The sequence below is a fragment of the Bradyrhizobium sp. UFLA05-125 genome, from assembly GCF_059803515.1.
Window position 1 is genome coordinate 58,876 of the sequence record NZ_JBANBJ010000005.1, and the last position, 19,573, is coordinate 78,448.

Below are 19,573 nucleotides of genomic sequence, written 5' to 3' on the forward strand. Positions count from 1 at the left end.
AATCCGATCCATCCGCGCTGTGCAATTCCTGTTCCCGCGGGCCCCTTCTGCAAAACTATGGACAGTGGGAAAATGCGCCTTAAAGGGCTTTTCCCAGGCCGTGGATGTTCCTAAGAACGGCCAGACCCCGCCGAAAGCGCCGAATCCATGCTCAAGAACGAACCAAAGATCACCCCCGAACTGGTCGCCGCCCACGGGCTCAAGCCCGACGAGTATGAGCGCATCCTGAAGCTGATCGGGCGGGAGCCGACCTTCACCGAACTCGGCATCTTCTCGGCGATGTGGAACGAGCACTGCTCGTACAAGTCCTCGCGCATCCATCTGCGCGGCCTGCCGACGAAAGCGCCCTGGGTGGTCCAGGGGCCTGGCGAGAACGCCGGCGTGATCGATATCGGCGACGGCCAAGCCGTGGTCTTCAAGATGGAGAGCCACAACCACCCGAGCTACATCGAGCCCTATCAGGGCGCGACCACCGGCGTCGGCGGCATCTTGCGCGACGTCTTCACCATGGGCGCGCGCCCGATCGCCTGCCTGAACGCGCTGAGCTTTGGCGCACCCGAGCATCCCAAGACGCGGCACCTCGTCTCCGGCGTCGTCGCCGGCGTCGGCGGCTACGGCAATTCCTTCGGCGTGCCGACGGTCGGCGGCCAGGTGCGCTTCCACACCCGCTATGACGGCAACATCCTCGTCAACGCCATGGCGGTCGGCCTCGCTGACGCCGACAAGATCTTCTATGCGGCCGCCTCCGGCGTGAACATGCCGATCGTCTATTTGGGCTCGAAGACGGGCCGCGACGGCATTCACGGCGCCTCGATGGCGTCGGCCGAGTTCGACGACAAGTCCGAGGAAAAGCGCCCGACCGTGCAGGTCGGAGATCCCTTCGCCGAAAAGCTTTTGCTCGAGGCCTGCCTCGAGATCATGGAAAAGGGCTGTGTCATCGCGATCCAGGACATGGGCGCGGCGGGGCTCACATGCTCGGCAGTCGAAATGGGCGCCAAGGGCGACCTCGGCGTCGATCTCGACCTCGACGCGGTGCCGACGCGCGAGACCGGCATGAGCGCCTACGAGATGATGCTCTCGGAGAGCCAGGAGCGCATGCTCATGGTGCTCAAGCCCGAGAAGGAGAAAGAGGCGGAGGCGATCTTCAAGAAATGGGGGCTCGACTTCGCCGTGGTGGGTTACACCACGCCAACCAAGCGCTTTGTGGTCAAGCATGGCGGCGACGTCATGGCCGACCTGCCGATCAAGGAGCTCGGCGATGAGGCGCCGGTCTACGACCGGCCGCATGTCGCTTCAAGCTCGCTGCCGGTCGTGCATGCCCGAGAGGTGGCGGCGCCGATGGGCATTGGTGCTGCGCTCGAGAAACTGATCGGCACGCCCGAGCTGTGCAGCAAGCGCTGGGTCTGGGAGCAGTACGACCACGTCATCCTCGGCAACACCGTGCAGCGTCCGGGCGGCGATGCTGCCGTCGTCCGCGTAGAGGACGGGCCGAAGGGGCTCGCGATGACGGTGGATGTGACGCCGCGCTATTGCGAGGCTGATCCATTCGAGGGTGGCAAGCAGGCGGTGGCCGAAGCCTGGCGCAACATTACCGCGGTCGGGGGCAAGCCGCTCGCGATCACCGACAATCTCAATTTCGGCAATCCGGAACGGCCCGAGATCATGGGCCAGTTCGTCGGCTGCCTGAAGGGCATTTCGGACGCCTGCCGCGCGCTCGACTTCCCGGTCGTGTCCGGCAACGTCTCGCTCTACAACGAGACCAATGGCCGCGCGATCCTGCCGACGCCCTCGATCGGCGGCGTCGGCGTGCTCGATGATTTCACCAAGTCCGCTTCGCTCGCCTTCAAGGCCGAGGGCGAGGCGATCCTGTTGATCGGCGAGACCCATGGCTGGCTAGGCCAGTCGGTTTATCTGCGCGACATCTGCGGTCGCGAGGAGGGCGCGCCACCGCCGGTTGATCTCACCGCCGAGAAGCGCAATGGCGACGTGGTGCGCGGCATGATCCATGCGGGCACTGCGACCGCAGCGCACGATCTTTCCGACGGCGGTCTTCTGGTGGCGCTGGCCGAGATGGCGATGGCGAGCGGCATCGGAGCGCGCCTGTTGGCTGCGCCCACCGCGCTCGTGCCGCACGCCTATTGGTTCGGCGAGGACCAGGCGCGCTACATTGTGACGGTGCCTGAAACACAGGCCGGCCTCGTGCTTGCAAAGATGCGCGGCTGCGAGGTGCCCTGCGTGCGCATCGGCACCACCGGCGGCGACGCGATTACGATTGGCGGCGAGGCGCCGGTCAAGATCGACACGCTGCGCACCGCATTCGAGCGCTGGCTGCCGGAGTATATGGGCGCGAAGGTGGCTTGAGGTCATTCCGGGGCGCGCGATAGCGCGAACCCGGAATCTCGAGATTCCGGGTTCGATGCTGCGCATCGCCCCGGAATGACTCCCTCACAACACCCGTGTCGCGCCGGGAATCTTTCGTAGCGCTGCCGTGGCGGCCCAGCTCAGGATTACCGTGAGCACGAACGCGATCGTCGCCTTCACGATCGCCGGCACGCTGACGTCGAACAGGTAATACTGGATCCACAGCACGATCGGGTAGTGCACCAGGAACATGCCGTAGGCTTCGCCCTGCATGCGGTCGAGCAACGTCGGTCCCGGTGCTTTCGAGTGCAGGAAGAAGGCGAGGATCGTCAGCAGGATCGCGGCCGAGAACAGCACGAAGAACGAGCCGTAGATTGCATGATACCACCACGGCAGATGGGGCGGATTGCCCAGGATCTCGCGCTTGACGAAGATCATGCACCACATGCCCGCGTAGGGGAGCAGGGTGACGAACAGCCAGCTCCATCGGCTTTTCGGTAACTGGCCGTCCGGGCCCAGCACGCCGGTGGCCATGCTGGCACAGCCGACGCCGGCGCCGATGAAGAAATAGGAGGCGTAGAGCAGCACACGGCTCGCCTGCACCGAGAACGGTCCAAATTCGAACCAGTGATTGACGCCGTAATAGATCAGCAACGGGATGTAGGCGATCTCGGTGACGATGCAGAGCAGCAGCCAGAACCGCCACGGCTCCTTGAAGCCCAATTGCGAGACCCGGTTGATCGGGAACACCAGCGTCGACGAGACCCGGTAGAGCAGGCACGCGGTGACGTCGAAGGCGAGCAGCACCCAGACGAACCAGATCGGACCGCTTGGCCATGGCCCGACGGTCACCGTCTTCCACCAGAACGCCGAGAAGGTGAGATCGGAGCCGCCCTGCAATGCCAGCGCGTAATAGGCGAACGGGATCAGCGTCAGCGCGCAGACGGCGAAGGGAAGGCCGAGCCGAAGCATGCGGTCGCTGATGAAAGTCAGCGGTGCCTTGTGGCCGAGGCCGGGCCATACGAACAGTCCCGACAGGAAGAAGAACATCGCCATGAAGAACGAGTCGTTGGCGAGCACGATCAGATCGAACCCGATCCACTCGGTCGGATCGGTGTGACCGAAATAGGTATAGGGGATGACGGCGTGATGCAGCAGCACCACAAGGGTCAGGAACGTGCGCGCCCGATCCAGCGACAGGTTTCGCACCTTGCTTTTGGGAGCAGCGCTGACCTCCGCGCCAGCCGTCGCCGTAGGTGAGATCGTTGTCATGTTCGCCCCGGTTGCATCCTTCCCTGGATGCGATGTTGCCGCCGGGGCGCGTATTCAGCAAGCTCTGTTTGGCTTGGCAAGGGTTCGTCTCGCGCCCGCAGCGGTGCATAGGAACCGCTTTGTCACTCTGCACGTTAAAGTTCACGAAATCTTCAATTGGCCGCCCGCTTCGGCGGCGCGGAGCTGGCGATGACGATCTTGAAATGGGCGCTGATCTTCCTTCTGGTCTCGATCGTGGCCGGCTTGCTCGGCTTCACCGGCATTTCGGCCGCCTCCGCCGACATCGCGCGCTTCCTGTTCTACGTCTTCGTCGTGATCTTCCTGATACTTCTGGTGTTGGGACTCACGATCTTCAGGGCGTAGCTACTGGAGCCGTTCCGGGGCGATGCGAAGCATCGAACCCGGAATCTCGAGATTCTGGGTTCGGTCCTGCGGACCGCCCCGGAATAACAGCATCCAAAATTACCCCACTTCCTCGATCTTCACCTTGTCAGGATAGAAGGCGAGATGGCCGGAGATCTCCGTCATGGCGGGGAACGGCGTCTCGTAAGTCCAGATCGCATTGTCCAGCGTGTTGCCGTCGGCCTTGACGCTGAAATAGCTCGCGTCCCCCTTGTAGGGACAATGGGTGACGCGGTCGGTCCGCTCGAGCAAGGCCATGTTGGCGTCCTCCCGCGGCACGTACTGGACAGCCGGATACCGGGCCTCCTTCAACGTCAGCGCCTTTGTGGTGTCTGCGATCACAACGTCGCCCGCCGTCACGCGGACGCGCCTGGGGTTGTGAGTGATGGTGATGGGGTGGTCGGGGCCCGGAAGCTTCATGATTTCACGCCTTTTTGGTCGATTGGCCGTGCGCGGCACTTAGTCGTGCCTTTATCCCGCTCGAAGCTGAAATATAGTCGCTGGAAGCGTGACCTAGAAGGCCGTTCACGCTAAGTTTGGGCCTGCCGGTCCCGGGGACCCCGGCAAGTGATTCGAAGGCCTGAATTCGAAGGCGGTAGAAGGAGCAAGAGCCGAAATGCCAATGGACGCCCACGATATCGAGGCGATGATCAAGACAGCGATCCCCGATGCCGAGGTAACGATCCGGGACCTCGCCGGTGACGGCGACCATTATGCCGCGACCGTCATCTCGGAATCCTTCCGTGGAAAGTCCCGCGTTCAGCAGCACCAGATCGTCTATCAGTCGCTGCGCGGCCAGATGGGCGGTGTGCTTCACGCGCTGGCGCTGCAGACCGGCGTGCCCGGAAGCTGATGTTGAATTGATCTTTTGCCGGCGGGGTAGGCTATGGCTGCGGACGATACACGCGGCGCGATGTTTCGCGTCATCGTGCCGGACCAGCCGAGCCGCGTTACCTATGTCGAGTTGTTCTTCGATCTCGTCTTCGTCTACGCCGTCACGCAGATTTCGCACATGCTGCTCGGCCGCTTCACGCCGCTCGGCGCTGTCCAGGTCACGCTGCTGTTCCTCGCGGTGTGGTGGGTCTGGGTCTACACCGCCTGGGTCACCAACTGGCTGAACCCCGAGCTGACGCCGGTCCGCGTCCTGCTCTTCCTGATGATGCTGGGCGGCCTCGTGCTGTCGACCTCGATCCCGACGGCATTCGAGGGGCGTGGGCTGTGGTTTGCGATCGCCTATGCGTCCATGCAGGTCGGACGTACCGCCTTCTGGCTGTTTGCGACGCCGCCGCACCGGATTATGGTCCGGCACAATGCGATCCGCATCCTGCTCTGGCTCTCGGTCTCTGCCGTGCTGTGGATCGCAGGCGGGTTTGCGGAGGGAGAGGCGCGGCTGTGGTTCTGGACTGCGGCCGTCGTCTTCGAATACATCTCGCCGGCCGCGCGCTTCTGGGTGCCGAAGCTGGGATTCTCGTCGGTCGAAGCCTGGGCCGTCGAGGGTGGCCATATGGCCGAGCGCTGCGCCGGCTTCATCATCATCGCACTCGGAGAGGCCGTCGTCGTCAACGGCGCGACGTTTGCCGAGCTGAGCTGGACCGGCGAGAACATCTCCGCCTTCCTGGCCGCGCTCCTCGGCAGCATCGCGATGTGGTGGATCTATTTCAACAAGGGCGCGGAAGCGGGCTCCGAGCTGATCTCGAAATCCGCCGATTCCGGCCGGCTCGCGCGGCTCGCCTACACCTACCTGCATATGCCGATCATTGCCGGCATCATCCTGACCGCCGTGTCGGATGAGCTGGTACTGAAGCATCCGAACGGACATTCCGATCTCAGGACGGTCTTGAGCACAGTCGGCGGTCCCCTGGTGTTTTTGGTAGGCACCATCCTGTTCAAGCACACCATCCGCGGCTTCCTCCAGCTCTCGCACGGCATCGGCATCGTCATGCTTCTGGCGTTAGGCTGGTTCGGCGGTGAATTATCGCCGCTCTGGCTGTCGATCGCGACGACGGCGATCCTGATCGTGGTGGCGGTGTGGGAATCGGTGTCGTTGCGCGCGAAGCCTGAGGAGGTTGATTGAACCGCTTGTGCTGATCGGACGTCTAACGACGAACCGTTCTCGTCAAGGCTCCGACAGACATGAACCTTCCCGTCTTCAGATATCATCCTGATCCGATTGCAAGCGGCAGCATCGTTGCGTCCGGGGCGCAATGCGTCTGCTGCGACCAGCGGCGCGGCTTCATCTATACGGGGCCGAGCTATTGCGAGGTGGAGCTCGAAGAAGCGCTCTGTCCGTGGTGCATCGCCGACGGCTCGGCGCATGAGAAGTTCGACGCGAGCTTCGTCGACGAAGCGCTCTTTCCGGACGAGATTCCCCGCAACATTGTTGAGGAGATCGCTTTCCGCACCCCGGGCTTCTCCGGTTGGCAGCAGGAGCAGTGGATGGCCTGTTGCGGCGATGCGGCCGCTTTTATCGAGCCAGCCGGCTACGCCGATATCCGCGCGCGCCATCCGCAGCTTGAGGGCACGTTGATGATGCAAATCGTGAACGATCGCGGCATTTCGGCGACGCAATTTCTGGCCTCACTCAACCGCGAACACGGGCCTACGGCTTATGTCTTCTGCTGTCGCCACTGCGACGGCAAGCTCGCTTACACCGACTGTCTGTAGCCGGGGCATGCGGAGCCGACATGAGCCACGCCTTCCGGAGCTGCATAATGTGCCTCGCGATAGTGACGTTCTCGGCGACCGCTGTCTTGGCTGGCGACACGATCCCGCTCGACGTCGAGCTCAAACTGACGGATCAGGACTACCAGCCGCTCGCTGGCGTGCCGGTCCGCCTGGTGTTCGGCACCGCGGATTGGCAGGTGCCCAATTCCGGCACGCGTGTCACCACCGCGGATGATGGCACTGCACGATTTGCGGCGCAGGCCGTCATCGACCGACGCTGGAATTTCCGCAATATCGGCTTCACACCTTTCAGCATGCCGTTTCGTGCCGACCACCTTTTTCTTGCGGCCGAGCTTGAATTCGCAATTCCAAGACGGGACGGCGGGGATGCCGTTCATCGGTTTCTCTACACGGCCGATATCGATCGGATGCCGGACGGGGATTGCAGCACCTTTGACCTCGACAAGGTCTATGAGGCGGGGCCAGACGGCCGATTCACCAAGCTCGTCGGCTCCAACGCAGCCGGCCCGAATTTCGACGGCATGATCGAGGGTTGGAAGCTCGGCAGTGCCGGATACAGGATGTGGGATTACATGCTGACGCCGGTCAAGGATGAGCTGACCGGCACGCGCAAGTGGCACTTGAAGCTCGGCTTGATGCGCCGGCCGAAGCCCATTCTGGCGCAATAGGCCGTCCGGCCTATTTAGACGCGACCAGCGCGTGCACCGAGAACATCCGTTCCGCGTCAGTCCAGGTCTCCTGCACCCGCCAGCCGGCGCCGCGCGCCAGCGCTGCGAACCGCTCCTGGCTGTATTTGTAGCTGTTCTCGGTATGGATGCTCTCGCCCGGCCGGAACGAGAAGCTGGTACCCAGCATGCGTACGGTCTGGCTCTTCCTGCTGATCAGGTGCATCTCGATGCGGTGCTGCTCGCGATTGTAGATCGCGCGATGGGTGAAGGCGGAGAGATCGAAATTGCCGCCGAGCTCGCGGTTGATGCGGACGAGCACATTGAGGTTGAAGCGGGCGGTGACGCCGGCGGCATCGTTATAGGCGTCGTGGAGCACGCGCTCGTCCTTTTCGAGGTCGGCACCGATGATCATCAGCGCGTCCTGGCCCAGAATCTGCCGCGCGCTCTTGAGGAATGCCTGGGCTTCGTGCGGCTCGAAATTGCCGATGGTCGAGCCGGGGAAGAAGCCGACCTTCGGCAGGTTGGCGACCGCGGGTGGCAGTTCAAACGGCGCAGTGAAGTCGGCGGCCACGGGATGGATGTCGAGCGAGGGGAAATCCCGCCGCAAGCCGTTGGCCTGCCCCTGAAGGAAATCGCCGGAGATGTCGACCGGCACGTAGGCCGCGAACCTGCAATGTTTCAGGAGCAGGCGGACCTTGGTAGTCGCGCCGGCGCCGAACTCGACCAGGGCCGCGTGCTCCGGGATGATTTTCGCGATCTCGCTGCCGCGCTCGCGCAGGATCGAGAGCTCGGTGCGCGTCGGATAATATTCCGGCAGGCGGGTGATCGCCTCGAACAGCTCTGATCCCGTCGCATCGTAGAAATATTTCGGCGACAGTCTTTTCGGCTGCTGTGACAGATCCCCGATGGCGTCGCGGGCAAAGGCGGTGGTCTGTCCGTCAGGAAGATGGGCTTCGGCCAAAGCGCTGGCGTGCACATTCATGATACTCTCCTGAACGCGCTTTCCGGCGCGCGGTTGTCGTCGGATGAGAACTCACTCGTAGTCGGCGAGGCGTAATCCCGTGAATTGCCAACGGTGGTGCGGGTAGAAGAAGTTGCGATAGGTGATACGGCTGTGCCCGCCTGGAGTTGCAAGCGAAGAGCCGCGCAGCACCAGCTGATTGACCATGAACTTGCCGTTGTACTCGCCGAGCGCGCCTTCCACGGCGCGGTAACCGGGATAGGGCGAATATGAGCTGCGGGTCCATTGCCAGACGATGCCGAAGGCATCGTTGAGCTGGCCGGCGCGGGCCGCGACCTCCCATTCGATCTCGGTCGGCAGGTGTTTGCCGGACCAGCGCGCGAATGCATCCGCCTCGTAATAGCTCACGTGGCACACGGGCGCGTCGGGATCGACCGGCTTGAGCCCGGCGAGCGTCATCACGTGCCAGTGACCGTCGATCTCGCGCCAGTGGGCTGGCGCCTGCCAGCCCTCGTTGCTGACCGCCGCAAAGCCGTCCATCAGCCAGAGCGACGCGGCCCGGTAACCGCCGTCGCGCATGAAGGCCAGCCATTCGGCATTGGTGACGAGATTGCGTGCGATCCGCACCGGGCCGACGAGCGCGCGATGCGCGGGCTTCTCATTGTCGAAATGGAAGCTCTCGTCGGCGTGTCCGATGCTGTGAATGCCTTCGTTCAGGGAGAGCCACTCCGCGCCAGTCTTGTTCGAAGCCGGGAAGTGCCACTCGGGATCGTAAGCAGGCAGGACCGGATTCTGCACAAAGGCATGCAGGATATCCGTGAACATCAGCTCCTGGTGCTGCTGCTCATGATTGAGGCCGACTTCGACCAACGGGCTGATGGCGCGAAGCTTGGCTTCGTCCATCCCGCGGAAGAATCTCACGACGGCGGCATCGACGTGAGCCCGATAGGCAGTGACCTGATCGGCGCTCGGCCGCGTGATGTCACCGCGGCGATGCCGGGCATGGCGTGGACCGGCGCTGACGTAATAGGAATTGAACAGGAATGCGAAGTCGGGATGGAAGGGCTTATAGCCCGGACAGTGCTCGCCAAGCAGAAACTGCTCGAAGAACCAGGTCGTATGCGCGCGGTGCCATTTCGTGGGGCTCGCATCCGGCATGGACTGGATCTGCTGGTCTTCCGCGCTAAGCGGCGCCGCGCGGCGCTCGGTCTCGTTGCGGACCGTCACAAAGGCATCCACCAGCGCTTCGGCCAAGCTGCCGGATTCGGAGAAAGGTGACGCGGGGAGCGGGCTGGCCGTCGCGGAGGCTTGTTTCGTCACGGTTTTCTCCAGGTGGACAAGAGAACGTTGCAGACGTAGCTCGGTTCCAAGAGACAGGTTCGTCCTAAATAGGGCCTCCGTTACGGGATAAAAGTCCTCCTCGGTGATGATATTAGAGCCATCAGGTCATGGTTTGGCCGGCCCCGAACTCGCACGTTGGCCGCATGGCAGGGCTCCGTCGCCGCCATTTTACTTTGGATGTCCAATAGTTTGCGCTACATATAGGGGCAGGTATCGGGTTAGATGGCTGAGCCGGCCCGAAGCGATGAGGGCTCCGCCCCGGAAGGACATGATATGAGCATCGAGGAATTCATCGACGGCGAAGTGAAGTCGAACGACGTGGTTCTGTTCATGAAGGGCACGCCGCAATTTCCGCAGTGCGGTTTCTCCGGCCAGGTCGTGCAGATCCTCGACCATCTCGGGGTCGGCTATAAGGGCCTGAACGTTCTCGAATCGGCCGAGCTGCGCAATGGCATCAAGGTCTATTCGAACTGGCCGACCATCCCCCAGCTCTATGTGAAGGGCGAGTTCGTTGGCGGCTGTGACATCGTGCGCGAAATGTTCCAGGCCGGCGAATTGCAGCAGCTCTTCTCCGACAAGGGCGTTGCCGTCAACGCGGCGGCCTGACGCTTGGCGATGCTGACGCGCCGGATCGGTGGCGCGCAGCTCGAGATCATCGTCGCCGACATCACGACGCTCGGCGTTGACGCGATCGTCAACGCCGCCAACACGTCGCTCCTCGGTGGGGGCGGCGTCGATGGTGCGATCCACCGGGCCGCCGGCCCGGACCTTGTCACCGAGTGCCGCATGCTCCATGGCTGCAAGACGGGTGATGCCAAGATCACGCGTGGCTACCGGTTGAAGGCCGCGCATGTGATCCACACCGTCGGTCCGGTATGGAATGGCGGCAACCTCGGCGAAGACGATCTGCTCGCCTCCTGCTACCGCCATTCGATGGAGCTCTGCCGCAAGCACGAGCTCGCTTCCGTGGCATTCCCGGCGATCTCGACCGGCGTCTACCGTTTCCCGGCGGACCGCGCCGCGCGGATTGCTGTCGCAACCACGGTCGAAGCTCTGGCCGCGACTTCTTCGGTCACTCAGGTCATCTTCTGCTGTTTCTCCGAGCCAAGTGCCGTCTTGCATCGTGAGGCGCTGTTGGCGCACGGCGCCGGCGATTGACGATGAGGCCGGGCCGTCGTTCCGTCGAAGGACGTCTGGCCCTGGCACGTTGGCTGTTTGTCTGCGCCGGGCTCTTGGCATTCGCCGCGGTTGCTGCGGCGGAAGACCTGCTTGCCGGACGTGAACTCGATCCGCAGAAGCTTGCGCCCGTCAGCGACTATCTTCGCAACGAGGTTGTGGCTGGCAAGATTCCCGGCGCCATCCTGCTGATCCAGCAGCATGGCAAGCCCGTGCTCTACGAAAAGTTCGGCCTGCGCAACATCAAGACCGCAGAGCCGATGACGGACGACACCATCTTCCGCCTCTATTCGATGTCGAAGCCGGTGACCTCGGTCGCGGCGATGATGCTGGTCGATGACGGCCGGCTTGGTCTCGACGACGCCCTTTCGAAATACATTCCGGCCTTCGCCGATGTGAAGGTTGGCGTCGTGCAGCCGGACAGTAGCCTGCGGCTTGTGCCAACGGCGCGACCGATCACCATCCGCGACCTCCTGCGCCATACTTCCGGCATCACTTACGGCTTCTATGGCGACAGCCCTGTCCGCAGGCTCTATGCGCAGGCCGGCCTGTTCGACGGCGATCCCGACAATGCGCAGTTTGTCGAACGGTTGGCGCGGTTGCCGCTGGCCGAGCAGCCGGCGACACTATGGGACTACGGCCATTCGACCGACGTGCTGGGGCGGGTGATCGAGATCGTCTCGGGTCAGTCGCTCTATCAGTTCGAGAAGGAGCGGCTGCTCGTTCCGCTGGGGATGAGCGATACCGCTTCTTTCGTCGCCGACGATGCGAAGCGACCATTGATCGCAGAGCCGATGCCGAGCGACTGGTTCGACCGTCCCGTCGCCGGCATTAGGGAGGCGACCGCACCGCATCGCTGGGAATCCGGCGGTGCCGGCATGGTCGGCACTGCCGGCGACTATGCGCGCTTTGCGCAGATGCTGCTCAATGGCGGCGAGCTCGACGGACGGCGCTATCTCAGGCGCGAGACGGTCGCGCTGATGACCTCGAACCAGATCGGCGAAGGGACGGGGATCGGGAAGGATCCTGAGTTCTATTTTCCGGGCCCGGACAGCGGCTTTGGCCTCGGATTTGCCGTGCGGACGGAAGCGAACGCGCCGCTGCCGGCCGGCGAATATCGCTGGGACGGCGTCGGCGGCACGTTCTTTTTCATCGATCCCGCGGACGACCTGTTCGTCGTCTGCATGATGCAGTCGCCGTCGCAGCGTGGGCCGATCCAGATCGAACTGAAGCGGCTGGTCTACGAGGCGATGGGGCGCTGATCACGCCCCGCGCACGATCTCGCGCACATGGCCGATCGTTTCCTCGATCATCGCAGCCGTCACGTCGAGATGCGTGCAGGCGCGGATACGGCCATCCATCATCGCAAGCATCACGCCGTGTTGGCGCAAGGCGCCAACCATCTTGTCGCCGGCAATGCCGGCGCCGTCGGGCCTGAAGAACACGAGGTTGGTCTCGGGCTCCTGCACTTCGATGCCTGCGATCTGCGATAGCCCGCGCGCCAGCGCGCGCGCATTGGCGTGGTCATCCGCAAGGCGATCGACATGGTGGTCGAGCGCATGGATGCAGGCGGCCGCGCAGACGCCGGATTGCCGCATCGAGCCGCCGAGGCGCTGCTTCCACTGCCAGACCGCGTCGATGAAGTCGCGCGAGCCGGCAAGCACGCCGCCGATCGGCGCGCCCAGGCCTTTCGAGAAGTCGATCCAGGCCGAATCCCAGCCTGCCGTCATGTCATGTGGTGAGATTCCGGCGGCGACGGTCGCGTTGAGCAGGCGCGCGCCGTCCATGTGGGTGGCAAGCCCATTCTGCTTTGCGATCGCGACGATCTCGTCGAGCGCTGCCTTCCTCCAGATCGTGCCGCCGCCGATATTGGCGGTCTGCTCGACGCTGACCACTCTCTGGATCGGCTGGTAGCGCGTGCGCGGATGAAGCGCTTTGCGGAACGTCTCAGGTGTGAACTGCCCGTCGGGACCTTGGAGCTGCGTGATCTGGAATCCGCCGAGGGCAGCATGCGCGCCGCCTTCGCGCGCGATGATATGTGCGGTTTCATGCGCGAGGATCTCGTCGCCGGGACGGCAGTGCACCAGCGTCGCGGTGACGTTGCACATCGTGCCCGAGGGCATGAACACCGCTGCTTCCTTGCCGAGCAGGTCGGCGACGCGCTCGCAGAGCGCATTCGTGGTCGGGTCGTCGCCGACCTGCTCGTCGCCGACCTCCGCGCGCGCCATCGCCTCGCGCATCGCAGGCGTCGGCCGCGTCTGCGTGTCCGAGAGCAGGTTGATGCGCACCGACGGCGCCTTCGGATCGACGGGGGGAGGGGTGTAGAGCATCATCAAGTTCCTTGCGCAGTTCTATTCGCTCGTTGTCAGCGGCTCTCAAGCGGACGTCGGGCGGCGTGTCGAAATCGCATAATAACGATTTCCGTCGCGGTCACGCGATAATCGATCAGATAGGGATGGGGATTGACCAGAAGGCGGCGCACGTTCGCTCGAGTTGTCTGCCGTCCTGCATAGGGATGGTCCTGCAGCAACGCAATCAGAGCAACAATGCGGTCGCGCACGTGAGCTGCCCCCTGCGGCGATCGGGATTCGATGTAGGTCAAGGCAGTGTCGATCTGGGCGAGCGCCCGCCGTGTGTAACGGACCTTCACAACCCGTGCTTAGTCCACATCGCGCGAACTTCGTCGGCGCTGGCCAGCTCACCGCGGGCGATTTCGGCCTCCGCCTCGGCCAGATCGGCCTCTTCAGCCTCTGTGAGCTGGATCGCCGGTTGATCGACGCCTGCGAGCTCAAGCAGCGCTCGCGCCAGTTCGTCCTGCTCGGAGTCGGGCAGCACCGATACCTTGCTAAATGCCTCGTCCAAAAGACGTGTCATGATCAAGCTCCATCGGTGCGATCATAGCAGATCGAGAGGTGGGAGTGACCAGCCGAAACGACAAGGCCCCGGTTTTGCCGGGGCCTTTCGAACTTCGTTATCAGCGCGAATAGAATTCGACGACCAGGTGCGGCTCCATCTGCACCGGGAACGGCACGTCGGAGAGACCGGGGATGCGCGCGTATTTCGCGCTCATCTTGCCGTGGTCGACTTCGAGATAGTCGGGGACGTCACGCTCGGGGAGCTGGCTCGCTTCGAGCACGTGGGCGAGCTGCTTGGAGGCTTCCTTGACCTCGATCACGTCGCCGACCTTGAGCTGGTAGCTCGAGATGTTGACCTTGCGGCCGTTCACCTTGATGTGGCCGTGGTTGATGAACTGGCGTGCTGCGAAAATCGTCGACACGAACTTGGCGCGGTACACGACCGCGTCGAGACGACGCTCCAGGAGGCCGATCAGGTTCTCGCCGGTGTCGCCCTTCAGGCGGCTCGCCTCGACATAGATGCCGTGGAACTGGCGCTCGCTGATGTTGGCGTAGTAGCCCTTGAGCTTCTGCTTGGCGCGGAGCTGAACGCCGAAGTCGGAGAGCTTGCCCTTGCGGCGCTGGCCGTGCTGGCCGGGGCCGTACTCGCGGCGGTTCACGGGGCTCTTGGGGCGGCCCCAGATGTTCTGGCCCATACGGCGATCGATCTTGTACTTCGCCTCACTGCGCTTAGTCATCGCGTCCTCTTGATAGAGTTAGGTTGATTTGAGGAAACGCGCCCTCCTGTGTGACCGGGAAATCCCGGCACCGACAGGCCCCATCCCCAAAGCTTCAAGGGACAAGGCCACGGGTCGCGAAACGCTTCGCGGGCCGAAACCGGCCCGCGAGCAGGCGGCTTTTAGGAGAAATCGGGCCGTCCTGTCAATCTTTTACGTCGCCACGGCCCGGATCGGCTTGGGTTCGGCAGCCTGCCGGCCGCCGCGCAATTCGGCAGCGATTTCAGCGTTCAGGACCTGTTCCAGCTTGGTTAAGACCCGGGCGATCGGGGCGGCATCGGTAATCCGGTGATCCCAGCGAAGGACGACATTGATGGTCTGGTCCGGCTCGACCACCCCATAGCTCAGGATAAACGGCCCCGGCGTGATGGCATTTAGCTCGCCCCCGCCATAGGCCGCGACGGAGGTGACCGAATAGCTGCCGAAAAAGCTGGCGCGCTGGCGGCCGAAATTGAGCCCGATCAGCCAGGCCAGCCGGCGCAGCGGCAGCGGCAGGCGCATCGCCAGCATCATCTTGCGAACCATCGGCACGTCCTTGAGCGGGGCCTCCTTGGCATGCCGGATCAGGACGTCGATCTCGGCCAGCGGCAGGCCGTCCGGGCCGGCAATCCGCTGCGCCACCACGCATTCCTCGCCGTCCACGACGCGGGCGACCGCCACCATCGCCACGCTTTTGGGCAGCTCATAGAAGGTCGGCCACGGCCATTTGGCATAGAGGGTGCGCAGGATCGGCTCGTCCCTGGCGACGAGCGCGAAGGCCTTGACGAAGATCGCGGCCCAGCCGGCCGGCACCTTTGCGCTGGCCCGGGCCTCAAGCAGGGGACGGATCTGGAGCGGCCGCGACAGCGAGACGAAGGGCACGCCCATCGAGGCGTGCATGAGGTCGAACACCATGCGCCGCAGCAGCGAGATTTTCCTGGATTTACCGCGCATCGTCCTCGGGTTTCCGCGGGGCTCAAATTGATATGGCGAGTCGATGGTCCGCCCACTGCCCTGATCTAGCATGAACCAGCCGGCTTGGAGCCAGCGGGTGCAAGAATCATGACTTCCTCCGGTTCAGAAGAAGGTTGATGAATTCGGTAAAATCATGTCATTTCAATGCCTTAAATGGATAATTTGATGTCGCCCACAATCGACCTTGAGAATCGCGCGAAGGGCGGCCTACCGCCTGATACCCTCGAACGCCGCCATGATACCCCGCTGGAACAGCGACCAGTCGAAGCCGAGCGCAATGGCGCGGTAGCCGCGATCGATCAGGCGATTGGCCTGATCGGTGGTGCGCGCCGCCCCGCCGATCGGCACGCCGCTTCTGAGAATGCCGGCCTCGGCCCGGGCGATCAGCTCCAACAGTTCGGGGTCGTCCATCTGGCCGCGCTTGTTGATGGAGGTAGCGAGATCGCCGGGACCGATGACCGCGATATCGATCCCTGGGGTTGCCATGATCTCGTCGATGCGATTGACCGCATCGACATGCTCGATGGTGATCATGCAGAGCATCTCGTCGTCGGCTGAAGCCATGTAGTCGGGCATCGACTGGCCCCAGCGGAACGGCGCATGGAAGGGACCCCAGAGACGATCGCCGCGCGGCGGATAGCGCACGCTGCGCACCGCCTTTTCGGCTTCCTCGCGGCTGGTGATCATCGGGAAATTGATGCCGAAGGCGCCGATGTCCATCGGGGCCTTGGCAAGCCAGGGCTCGTTGGCGGCGATGCGCACCAGCGGCGTGCATGGCGTCCCCGTGGTGGCCGCGATCATAGCATGTGCTTCGGTGAGCCCGATCGGCCCATGCTCGAGATCGATGATGATCCAGTCGAGCGACCGCGCCATGATCTGCACGGTCTGCACGCTCGGAATGGTCGCGATCGCTCCGAAGGCCGGACGGCCTTCGCGCCAGAGCTGGCGGAGACGGTTGAGCGGCGTTGATGTGGCTGACATGGCCAGAACCTGCGGGATAGGAGCGGCGCAACCTAGCAGCGCAGTATGCCCGCGAGAAGTCAGGCCGGGATGCGCCCGCCGAAGAATGACGTCAGTGCAGGGCCGAGGCCGTGCGATCGGCGAGACGTGAAGATCATTTCCGCACCGGTCTGCACGATCTCGGCGGCGCGCGGACCGAGCAGGTCCGAGACGCGGCGCGCGATCGCGGGGGCCGGGTCGATCCAGTCGACCGGCCAGGGCGCAAGTTTCGTCAGCCGGTCGATCAGCAGTGGATAGTGCGTGCAGGCGAGCACGATCGTGTCGGTGCGCGCGGTCGCGTCGTCGGGATTGCCGACGAAGCAGGGCTTCAGTTCGGTGAGGATTTCGCCGTCGCTGATCGCGTGGCCGCCGAGCGCAGCTTCCGCGAGCGAGGCGAGCTGGGGCGAGCCGACCAGCGTCACCTCGCAGCCTTGCGCGAAATCACGGATCAAGGCGCGGGTGTATTCGCGTTTCACGGTACCCTTGGTGCCGAGCACGGAGACACGCCTCGTCTTCGATTGCGCGCAGGCCGGCTTGATCGCAGGCACCGTGCCGACGAAGGGTACGGAATAGGCCTCGCGCAAATGCGACAGCACGAGCGTGGAGGCAGTGTTGCAGGCGATGACGACAAGCTCGGGATCGTGCGTGTCGATCAGTTCGCCCATCAGCGGCACCACGCGGGCGATGATCTCGTCCTCGCTGTGATGGCCGTAGGGGAAGAAGGCGTCGTCGGCGACGTAGACATAATGCGCGTCGGGGCGTGCCGCGACGACCTCGCGCAGCACGGTGAGCCCGCCGAGGCCGGAATCGAACACCAATATGGTAGGGGAGTCGGTCACCTGGTTACCCTAGCCCTGCCATGGTTACCATTCGGTTTTTGGGGCGCTTTTGCGGCGAACGCGGGTGCAGCCCAATTTTGAACGATTCAAATCGCCTCGATCGCGTTCGCTCGCTATCAGATCGCGCCATGCTGCGCCGCAGTTGGGGACATCCGCAGAATTCGGGAGCCGACATGATCAGAAACACCAATGCCGGCTGGGGCAGTATCTCCCGCTGGTTTCACTGGATCCTCGCGGCTGCGATCATCGGCATGATCGGTTTCGGCTGGTGGGTCAACCACGTGCCGGCGAGGCCCGACCGCTTCTTCTACCGCTCGATCCACGCCGACATCGGCTACTTGGTCCTGCTGCTCACCGTCATTCGCCTGGCTTGGCGCATCGGCAACCCGACGCCGGCGCTGCCGGACGACAGCCCTCCCTGGCAGAAGTTCGCCGCGCGCATCAGCCACGCCGCGCTCTATCTCATCGTGATCCTGGTCGCGATGCTCGGCTGGGCCCACTCCGGCGCGCATGCGCCCGACTACTCCAGCTTCTTCGGCCTGTTTCACGTGCCGCAATTCACCTCTCCCGACCGCGAGGCGGCACGCGCCTATGAAGACCGCCACATCCTGTTTGCCTATGTGCTGCTGGCCCTGATCGTGGTCCATGTCGCCGCCACCGCCTGGCACCACTACATCCGCCGCGACCGCGTCGCGGTGCGGATGCTGACGGAGGAAGCGAAGGCGGGGTAGGTAGGTGGTCCGACCGTGCCCCCACACCGCTGTCATGCCGCGAAAGCGAGGCATCCAGTACGCCGCGTCTCCTCCGTATCACGTCACCGTCACAGGAACAGGAATGCTTGATCACCCGCTTTCGGCTTTCGCGGGCGATCACAATGAAAGTGCTGTGCGCGTGATGACGGAGTGTGGGGCCTTCACGCAATCCGGTTGGTGGTCGCAGCTCGCTCCGCTTTGAGCTGGTCCTGCAAGCGCGAGATGTTTTCGAGCAGGCGCTGGCTGGCGAGGACCAGGAAGTAGTAGCCGAACTGCGGGTCCTGGAAGTAGATCTCGAGCAGCCGTTCATAGGTGATGGTCAGCACCTGGCCGTCCTCGATGCACTCCACCGTTCCGGTGCGCTGGTTGTTCGGCGTCAGGAAGCCGAGCTCACCCATCAGGCGGCCAGGCGGGATCTCGATGTTGATCTCCTTGACCAGAAACTTGCCGGTCACCGTCAGGAACATCTCGTTGGCGGGGTCGTGGATCTTGAAGAGGGTGTCACCGTGGCGGTATTTGCGCTCGGTCATGAAGGGCTTCAGCCATTCCATCGACATGTCGCCCTGCGTCGCGTGGCGCGCCTTCTTGACGAGCTTGAGCATCTGGCGGAGGCGAACGCCGTTGATCGGGACCAAGAGAAGATACAGCAGAAACGTCGAGGTGTTGCCCGACAGCAGACCGTAGATGGCGAACAACGCGCAGCCGATCATGTTGGCAACCCGCAACGGCACCATGGTCTGCATCAGAAGCGTCGCGACGAAGAAGATCGCGCCGACGACGGCGAACAGATTCGCCAGCGTGATGTTGGCCAGGAAGATCTCCAGCAGGCGGTTGAACAGGGCGTCGTAGGTGATGTTGTTGGGATCGAGGCCCATTTGCACCAGGATCTTCGCGATCCTGAGATTGTCCGCAGCCGTATCGAGAATGCGGTTCAAAATCGACGAGATATCTGCGCTGGACGTCATCATATTTCCTCACGCCTCAAGCCGTCGGTACTTTTAGGATACGGATAATCGAAATCGATCGTTTGAGTAAGATGACCGGCGGATTCGATGCAAGCAGCCAATTCTAGCCCGCACGCCGGTTTCGGCAATTACCCACTCGTCGGGCCTAAAACCGGTCGACCGGGAGGGGGAACGGACCTTATTCGAGGCCGTTAGCACCAAAAGCAATGTCTGGTGAGCCGTCATGTCCGATTCTTGCGACTATTTTCGTGAGCATGCGATTGCGGCCACCCGCAAGGCGCGCGCCTTGCCGGCGGGAGCAGCAAAGCGCAAGCAGCGAACCGTCGCGCGCGTCTATCATCTCTTGTCCAGGGAGGCGGCGTTCGCGCCCAATATCCATCATCTGGATGAGTTTCGCGCGGCACGGCGTCTGGAGCGGCAGATCACGGGGACCGGTTGATCGCCGGGAGACTTGCCTTACCCGACCGACGAGCAGATTTGCAGTCTGCTGCAATTGTGTGCAGCGGTTCGATGACAGCCTGACGAAAGCGACCGCAGATTTTACGGTCTGGAAATCCCCCTCCCGGC

Annotated in this window: 23 protein-coding genes; 11 read left to right on the top strand and 12 right to left on the bottom strand. The window is 63.3% G+C overall.

Annotated features, from left to right (window positions below; genetic code table 11):
* Positions 1-147 precede the first annotated feature (147 nt).
* Positions 148-2,361 (top strand): phosphoribosylformylglycinamidine synthase subunit PurL, encoded by a 2,214-nt coding sequence (gene purL / locus SO156_RS07925; RefSeq protein WP_498534412.1) that lies wholly within the window; start codon positions 148-150, stop codon positions 2,359-2,361.
* A gap of 84 nt (positions 2,362-2,445) precedes the next feature.
* Here the strand turns inward: purL and SO156_RS07930 are convergent, their stop codons facing one another.
* On the bottom strand, positions 2,446-3,633 hold the full coding sequence (locus SO156_RS07930) for an acyltransferase family protein (protein ID WP_498534413.1): 1,188 nt from the start codon (positions 3,631-3,633) through the stop codon (positions 2,446-2,448).
* A gap of 189 nt (positions 3,634-3,822) precedes the next feature.
* On the opposite strand from SO156_RS07930, the gene SO156_RS07935 reads away from it, so the two are divergent.
* On the top strand, positions 3,823-3,996 hold the full coding sequence (locus SO156_RS07935; protein ID WP_458147138.1) for a DUF1328 domain-containing protein: 174 nt from the start codon (positions 3,823-3,825) through the stop codon (positions 3,994-3,996).
* A 99-nt stretch (positions 3,997-4,095) separates the two neighbouring features.
* On the opposite strand, the gene SO156_RS07940 is transcribed toward SO156_RS07935, so the two are convergent.
* The gene (locus tag SO156_RS07940) at positions 4,096-4,455 is read right to left on the bottom strand and encodes a DUF427 domain-containing protein (protein ID WP_458147139.1); all 360 of its coding nucleotides are present in this window, start codon (positions 4,453-4,455) and stop codon (positions 4,096-4,098) included.
* 196 nt (positions 4,456-4,651) lie between these two features.
* On the opposite strand from SO156_RS07940, the gene SO156_RS07945 reads away from it, so the two are divergent.
* From SO156_RS07945 to SO156_RS07960, 4 genes are read left to right on the top strand one after another with little or no spacing between them, the layout of a single operon-like run.
* On the top strand, positions 4,652-4,888 hold the full coding sequence (locus SO156_RS07945) for a BolA/IbaG family iron-sulfur metabolism protein (RefSeq protein WP_458147140.1): 237 nt from the start codon (positions 4,652-4,654) through the stop codon (positions 4,886-4,888).
* A 33-nt stretch (positions 4,889-4,921) separates the two neighbouring features.
* Positions 4,922-6,109: a low temperature requirement protein A gene (locus tag SO156_RS07950; RefSeq protein ID WP_498534414.1), complete on the top strand. Its 1,188-nt coding sequence runs from the start codon at positions 4,922-4,924 to the stop codon at positions 6,107-6,109.
* A gap of 59 nt (positions 6,110-6,168) precedes the next feature.
* On the top strand, positions 6,169-6,699 hold the full coding sequence (locus tag SO156_RS07955; protein ID WP_458147142.1) for a CbrC family protein: 531 nt from the start codon (positions 6,169-6,171) through the stop codon (positions 6,697-6,699).
* A 47-nt stretch (positions 6,700-6,746) separates the two neighbouring features.
* Positions 6,747-7,388, top strand: a complete 642-nt coding sequence (locus SO156_RS07960) for a hypothetical protein (RefSeq protein WP_498534415.1) — start codon at positions 6,747-6,749, stop codon at positions 7,386-7,388.
* A 10-nt stretch (positions 7,389-7,398) separates the two neighbouring features.
* Here SO156_RS07960 and egtD read toward each other — a convergent pair whose 3' ends face one another.
* Together egtD and egtB are read right to left on the bottom strand one after the other, a co-directional pair.
* The gene (egtD, locus tag SO156_RS07965) at positions 7,399-8,370 is read right to left on the bottom strand and encodes an L-histidine N(alpha)-methyltransferase (RefSeq protein ID WP_498534416.1); all 972 of its coding nucleotides are present in this window, start codon (positions 8,368-8,370) and stop codon (positions 7,399-7,401) included.
* Positions 8,371-8,421: 51 nt separating this feature from the next.
* Positions 8,422-9,669, bottom strand: coding sequence for an ergothioneine biosynthesis protein EgtB (egtB, locus tag SO156_RS07970; protein WP_498534417.1), 1,248 nt, complete (start codon positions 9,667-9,669; stop codon positions 8,422-8,424).
* Positions 9,670-9,963: 294 nt separating this feature from the next.
* Between egtB and grxD the strand changes: the two genes are divergently transcribed.
* The 3 genes from grxD to SO156_RS07985 are packed head-to-tail and all read left to right on the top strand — an operon-like array spanning position 9,964 to position 12,128.
* Positions 9,964-10,296 carry a Grx4 family monothiol glutaredoxin gene (grxD, locus tag SO156_RS07975; protein ID WP_458147146.1) on the top strand — a complete coding sequence of 111 codons (333 nt, stop codon included), beginning with the start codon at positions 9,964-9,966 and terminating at the stop codon, positions 10,294-10,296.
* Between the two features lie 3 nt (positions 10,297-10,299).
* On the top strand, positions 10,300-10,848 hold the full coding sequence (locus SO156_RS07980; RefSeq protein WP_458147147.1) for an O-acetyl-ADP-ribose deacetylase: 549 nt from the start codon (positions 10,300-10,302) through the stop codon (positions 10,846-10,848).
* A 2-nt stretch (positions 10,849-10,850) separates the two neighbouring features.
* Positions 10,851-12,128: a serine hydrolase domain-containing protein gene (locus tag SO156_RS07985; RefSeq protein ID WP_498534418.1), complete on the top strand. Its 1,278-nt coding sequence runs from the start codon at positions 10,851-10,853 to the stop codon at positions 12,126-12,128.
* Here the strand turns inward: SO156_RS07985 and SO156_RS07990 are convergent, their stop codons facing one another.
* From SO156_RS07990 to murI, 7 genes are all read right to left on the bottom strand, one after another.
* Entirely contained in the window at positions 12,129-13,196 is a 1,068-nt protein-coding gene (locus tag SO156_RS07990; protein WP_458147149.1) for a threonine aldolase family protein, read from the bottom strand.
* A 35-nt stretch (positions 13,197-13,231) separates the two neighbouring features.
* A complete protein-coding gene (locus tag SO156_RS07995) occupies positions 13,232-13,516 on the bottom strand; it encodes a type II toxin-antitoxin system RelE/ParE family toxin (protein WP_498534419.1) in 285 nt (94 codons plus the stop codon).
* A complete protein-coding gene (locus SO156_RS08000) occupies positions 13,513-13,740 on the bottom strand; it encodes a hypothetical protein (protein ID WP_498534420.1) in 228 nt (75 codons plus the stop codon). Before SO156_RS08000 ends, SO156_RS07995 begins: the two co-directional genes overlap by 4 nt.
* Before the next feature lie 100 nt (positions 13,741-13,840).
* Positions 13,841-14,458 (bottom strand): 30S ribosomal protein S4, encoded by a 618-nt coding sequence (rpsD, locus tag SO156_RS08005; protein WP_458147152.1) that lies wholly within the window; start codon positions 14,456-14,458, stop codon positions 13,841-13,843.
* A gap of 192 nt (positions 14,459-14,650) precedes the next feature.
* Positions 14,651-15,430: an acyltransferase gene (locus tag SO156_RS08010; protein WP_498534511.1), complete on the bottom strand. Its 780-nt coding sequence runs from the start codon at positions 15,428-15,430 to the stop codon at positions 14,651-14,653.
* Between the two features lie 228 nt (positions 15,431-15,658).
* Positions 15,659-16,432, bottom strand: a complete 774-nt coding sequence (locus SO156_RS08015; protein ID WP_458147154.1) for an HpcH/HpaI aldolase family protein — start codon at positions 16,430-16,432, stop codon at positions 15,659-15,661.
* A 59-nt stretch (positions 16,433-16,491) separates the two neighbouring features.
* Positions 16,492-17,289 (bottom strand): glutamate racemase, encoded by a 798-nt coding sequence (gene murI, locus SO156_RS08020; protein ID WP_498534421.1) that lies wholly within the window; start codon positions 17,287-17,289, stop codon positions 16,492-16,494.
* A gap of 173 nt (positions 17,290-17,462) precedes the next feature.
* On the opposite strand from murI, the gene SO156_RS08025 reads away from it, so the two are divergent.
* The gene (locus SO156_RS08025; RefSeq protein WP_498534422.1) at positions 17,463-18,020 is read left to right on the top strand and encodes a cytochrome b; all 558 of its coding nucleotides are present in this window, start codon (positions 17,463-17,465) and stop codon (positions 18,018-18,020) included.
* A gap of 182 nt (positions 18,021-18,202) precedes the next feature.
* Here the strand turns inward: SO156_RS08025 and SO156_RS08030 are convergent, their stop codons facing one another.
* Positions 18,203-19,009 carry a Crp/Fnr family transcriptional regulator gene (locus SO156_RS08030; protein ID WP_458147157.1) on the bottom strand — a complete coding sequence of 269 codons (807 nt, stop codon included), beginning with the start codon at positions 19,007-19,009 and terminating at the stop codon, positions 18,203-18,205.
* A 220-nt stretch (positions 19,010-19,229) separates the two neighbouring features.
* Between SO156_RS08030 and SO156_RS08035 the strand changes: the two genes are divergently transcribed.
* Complete coding sequence (locus SO156_RS08035) at positions 19,230-19,445, top strand: hypothetical protein (protein ID WP_458147158.1); 216 nt, start codon at positions 19,230-19,232, stop codon at positions 19,443-19,445.
* The last annotated feature ends 128 nt before the right edge of the window (positions 19,446-19,573 follow it).

What these genes read in the sequence shown, in the direction of transcription:
- SO156_RS07955 (WP_458147142.1), top strand. Translation starts at nt 6,169, where the DNA reads ATGAACCTTCCCGTCTTCAGATATCATCCTGATCCGATTGCAAGCGGC.
- SO156_RS07940 (WP_458147139.1), bottom strand. Translation starts at nt 4,455, where the DNA reads ATGAAGCTTCCGGGCCCCGACCACCCCATCACCATCACTCACAACCCC.
- SO156_RS08025 (WP_498534422.1), top strand. Translation starts at nt 17,463, where the DNA reads ATGATCAGAAACACCAATGCCGGCTGGGGCAGTATCTCCCGCTGGTTT.
- egtD (WP_498534416.1), bottom strand. Translation starts at nt 8,370, where the DNA reads ATGAATGTGCACGCCAGCGCTTTGGCCGAAGCCCATCTTCCTGACGGA.
- SO156_RS07945 (WP_458147140.1), top strand. Translation starts at nt 4,652, where the DNA reads ATGCCAATGGACGCCCACGATATCGAGGCGATGATCAAGACAGCGATC.
- SO156_RS07935 (WP_458147138.1), top strand. Translation starts at nt 3,823, where the DNA reads ATGACGATCTTGAAATGGGCGCTGATCTTCCTTCTGGTCTCGATCGTG.
- SO156_RS08000 (WP_498534420.1), bottom strand. Translation starts at nt 13,740, where the DNA reads ATGACACGTCTTTTGGACGAGGCATTTAGCAAGGTATCGGTGCTGCCC.
- SO156_RS07990 (WP_458147149.1), bottom strand. Translation starts at nt 13,196, where the DNA reads ATGCTCTACACCCCTCCCCCCGTCGATCCGAAGGCGCCGTCGGTGCGC.
- grxD (WP_458147146.1), top strand. Translation starts at nt 9,964, where the DNA reads ATGAGCATCGAGGAATTCATCGACGGCGAAGTGAAGTCGAACGACGTG.
- rpsD (WP_458147152.1), bottom strand. Translation starts at nt 14,458, where the DNA reads ATGACTAAGCGCAGTGAGGCGAAGTACAAGATCGATCGCCGTATGGGC.
- SO156_RS07960 (WP_498534415.1), top strand. Translation starts at nt 6,747, where the DNA reads ATGTGCCTCGCGATAGTGACGTTCTCGGCGACCGCTGTCTTGGCTGGC.
- SO156_RS07950 (WP_498534414.1), top strand. Translation starts at nt 4,922, where the DNA reads ATGGCTGCGGACGATACACGCGGCGCGATGTTTCGCGTCATCGTGCCG.
- SO156_RS08035 (WP_458147158.1), top strand. Translation starts at nt 19,230, where the DNA reads ATGTCCGATTCTTGCGACTATTTTCGTGAGCATGCGATTGCGGCCACC.
- SO156_RS08010 (WP_498534511.1), bottom strand. Translation starts at nt 15,430, where the DNA reads ATGCGCGGTAAATCCAGGAAAATCTCGCTGCTGCGGCGCATGGTGTTC.
- SO156_RS07930 (WP_498534413.1), bottom strand. Translation starts at nt 3,633, where the DNA reads ATGACAACGATCTCACCTACGGCGACGGCTGGCGCGGAGGTCAGCGCT.
- SO156_RS07985 (WP_498534418.1), top strand. Translation starts at nt 10,851, where the DNA reads ATGAGGCCGGGCCGTCGTTCCGTCGAAGGACGTCTGGCCCTGGCACGT.
- SO156_RS08030 (WP_458147157.1), bottom strand. Translation starts at nt 19,009, where the DNA reads ATGATGACGTCCAGCGCAGATATCTCGTCGATTTTGAACCGCATTCTC.
- SO156_RS08015 (WP_458147154.1), bottom strand. Translation starts at nt 16,432, where the DNA reads ATGTCAGCCACATCAACGCCGCTCAACCGTCTCCGCCAGCTCTGGCGC.
- purL (WP_498534412.1), top strand. Translation starts at nt 148, where the DNA reads ATGCTCAAGAACGAACCAAAGATCACCCCCGAACTGGTCGCCGCCCAC.